Here is a 3136-nt window from a genome sequence, read left to right on the forward strand (position 1 = left end):
GTCCGGAATGACTGCACCCATGGAAATCCGAATATCGCATCGGCTCCGTTACTCTCAGATTAAGGTCTCACTGGGCCGGATTAAAGGTGTAAATGAGTGGCAGCTGCACTCTCAGTAAGTGTGTGACGGGAATGCTGCGCCGCAGGTGACGCGCCCGCCCGGTTTCCGCTATGACAAACGCGCGTGAGGGCAAATGGGGCCGCAATGAGCGACGACAGTCGACAGGACGAGAGGCGGAGGGTCAGCGAACTGCTGGGGCTGGACGAGTATGCCAGCCAGGAAGCAAACGAAACGCGGGCGCCCTGCCCCCTTCATGAGACTTGTATCGAAGCCGGTGACGACATCGATATACATTGGGAAAAGCGCACCTATTTCTGCCGGGGCAAGGGTGACACCGCAAGTTTGAGATCACTGATCAAGGATCTGGAATCCCAGCGCAGCCTTGTAGTCTACACTGACTCGGACCCGGCACCGGAGCCGGATGGACTTCCAAACACTTCAGCTGGCCAGAATGACGGTGATTATTCGCTCGCAATCCGCGCCGCGAACCCCGTCCTGAAAACACAACCCCAGGTCCTCCAGCTCCGCCCAGAACAGCAACTCCCCACCCCTGAAGAAATCGCCGCCGAGCGTGAGGAACGCCTCGCCGCCCTGCGCGCCGCACAAGCTGAAAAGCGCAAAGGCCGCAGCGAGCGCGTCATCATCGGCGTGCTGGCGCTCGTCTTCGTCATCGCCGGCCTGTCGGGTTTTGCCAACTATCAGGCCTTCTCCGCCACCGTTGGTGATCCTGTCCAGGGCCGCATCTGGGGCTGGGCCGGCGTCATCGCTGCCGTGATCTCGTTCGGCGGCTTCACCTTCGTCTACTGGCACGGCGCCAACCGGCGCATGAAGGAAGCCTTCCGCGCGCTGGTGTTTGCCCTCATCGGCGCCGGCGCCTCGATCATCGGCACGGAAATCTATATTCGCGGCAATGCCGAAGCGGCCGCCGCCGCCGTCGAAACCGCCGGCACCAACCGCGCCGTGCTGGAATCCCAGATTGCCGACTGGCGCCGCCAGCTGGGCGGCATCCCGCCGGAGACGCGCTCGGTCGAAGGGCTGGAAGCCTATCTCGCCGAAGTCGAGCGGGTCGGCCGCACCGAACAGAAACCCTACCGCGACGCGCAGAACGAGCTCGGCCTCGCTCGCCGCCGGGATGAACTCACCGCGCGCATCGAGGCCGCCAATGCCGAACTCCTCGGCCAGGGCTCCGGCAATATCCTGCTTGAGGCTGAACAGCGCGCCGCCCTGCCGAGCTGGCTGTTTGCGGCCCTCCTCGAACTCTTCTCGAGTCAGGCGACTTCCATCGGCCTCGTCGCCCTGCTCCTGCTCGCATCAGGCCGCCGCGAGCCTCAGCCCGGCAGCGGGTAAATCTCGCCATCGCGTCCGCGCACACGAAACACATCGCTGCGCCGCTCAGCGTCTGAGAGGTTCATCACCGCCTTCGACACGCCCCCCGGAATATCCGCCACATAGAGCGGCGTCGCGAGGCCGGTCAGCTCATCCCGCAGCCGCCGCATCAGTGCCTGCCCCTCCTCCACCGGCACCCGGAAATGCGCGGTGCCCGGCGCCGCATCGAGCTGGTGCAGGTAATAGGGCTTGATCCCGGCACTGAGGAAAGCGCGCATCAGGTCTGACAGCGCCTCGAAACTGTCATTCACACCGCGCAGCAGCACAGACTGCGAGACCAGCGACACCCCCGCCTCGACCAGCCGGCGGATGGCGGCGACAGCCTCCGGCGTGAACTCCCGCGCATAATTGGCATGCACCGCGACGAACACCGCCTTCGTCCGGCTACGGACCGCCTCAACCAGCGCCTCACTCACCTGCTCCGGCGCCGTCACCGGCATGCGCGTATGCCAGCGGATCACCTTCACATGATCGATGCCCTCAAGCCGCCGCGTGATCTCCCCCGCCCGCGCGGGCGACAGCATCATCGGATCGCCGCCGGTCAGTATGACCTCGAAGATCTCCGGATGCGCCGCGATATAACCCAGCGCCGCCTCAAGCTCCGCCTTGCCCAGCGCCTCGCCCTTGTCCGGGCCGACCCGCTCACGGCGGAAACAGAAGCGGCAATAGACCGGGCAGGTCGATGTCGCCTTCAGCAACACCCGGTCCGGATAGCGGTGCACGATGCCGGCGACCGGGCTGTGCGCCGCGTCGCCAATCGGGTCCGCTGTCTCGCCGGGCGCCACAATGAGTTCGTCTGCCGACGGCACATATTGCGCGCGGATCGGATCGGCCGCATCCGCCCGGTCGATCAGCCCCGCAATCGGCGCGGGCAGCGCAATGACATAGGCGGCGGCCACCTCGGACAAGACCGAAACCTCATGCGCCGCAATAAGCCCCGCGCCGAGCAAATCCTCCACGCTGCGATAAGTGATGGGCTTCATGCGCCTGCCTCCACCGGCGCCGGCGTCCAAAGGACATCATGGATGGACGCCGCCCCGCTCGCCAGCATCACCAGCCGGTCAAAGCCTAGGGCGACCCCGCTCGCCTCGGGCATCGCGGCCACCGCGGCAAGAAACTCCGTATCCAGAGGATAGCGCATGCCATACTCAGCCTGTTTGAGATCCATCTCGCCGACCTGGCGCGCCTCAAGCGCGGCGGCATCCGTCAGCTCCCGGTAGCCATTCGCCAGCTCCACGCCGCAGGCATAAAGCTCGAACCGCTCGGCAAAGCGCGGATCCTCCGGCACCGGCCGCGACAGCGCCGCCTGGCTGATGGGATAGGCCTCAAGGAATGTCAGGCGCCCCTCGCCCAGATGTGGCTCGATCCGCGCCACCAGCACCGCCGAGAACACATCTGTCCAGCTGGCGCTCTCGGCAATGCCAACACCTGCCGCCATCGCTGCCGCGCGAAAGCCCGCCGCGTCATCGAGATGGGCCTCCAGGTCGATGCCCGCATGGCGCGCGAACGCCTCCACCAGCGTCAGGCGTTCCGGCTCCGCGAACGGATCACATACCCTGCCCTGCCAGCTCAGGCTGCCGCTCCCCGCCGCCTCCGCCGCGATCCGGGCAATCGACACGCAATCTGCCATCACTGCGCCGATCTCCGCCTCCGCCCGGTACCATTCCAGCATCGTGAATTCCGGCGCATG

At 65.8% G+C, this 3136-nt stretch carries 3 protein-coding genes; 1 reads left to right on the top strand and 2 read right to left on the bottom strand.

The genetic code is table 11. The features are described from left to right. Window positions 1-204 precede the first annotated feature (204 nt). On the top strand, window positions 205-1407 hold the full coding sequence (locus tag ACK4SV_RS16445) for a hypothetical protein (RefSeq protein ID WP_409918925.1): 1203 nt from the start codon (window positions 205-207) through the stop codon (window positions 1405-1407). Here ACK4SV_RS16445 and ACK4SV_RS16450 read toward each other — a convergent pair. Together ACK4SV_RS16450 and ACK4SV_RS16455 are read right to left on the bottom strand one after the other, a co-directional pair. Then, window positions 1389-2429 (bottom strand): lysine-2,3-aminomutase-like protein, encoded by a 1041-nt coding sequence (locus tag ACK4SV_RS16450; RefSeq protein WP_409918926.1) that lies wholly within the window; start codon window positions 2427-2429, stop codon window positions 1389-1391. The two genes, ACK4SV_RS16445 and ACK4SV_RS16450, sit on opposite strands and share 19 nt — an antisense overlap. Beyond that, window positions 2426-3136: amino acid--tRNA ligase-related protein (locus ACK4SV_RS16455; RefSeq protein WP_409918927.1), on the bottom strand; the 711-nt coding region annotated here is incomplete at its 5' end. The genes ACK4SV_RS16455 and ACK4SV_RS16450, both read right to left, overlap by 4 nt.

Origin of the sequence: Hyphomonas sp., from assembly GCF_046313735.1 — a bacterium.
In the GTDB taxonomy this organism is placed as follows: domain Bacteria; phylum Pseudomonadota; class Alphaproteobacteria; order Caulobacterales; family Hyphomonadaceae; genus Hyphomonas.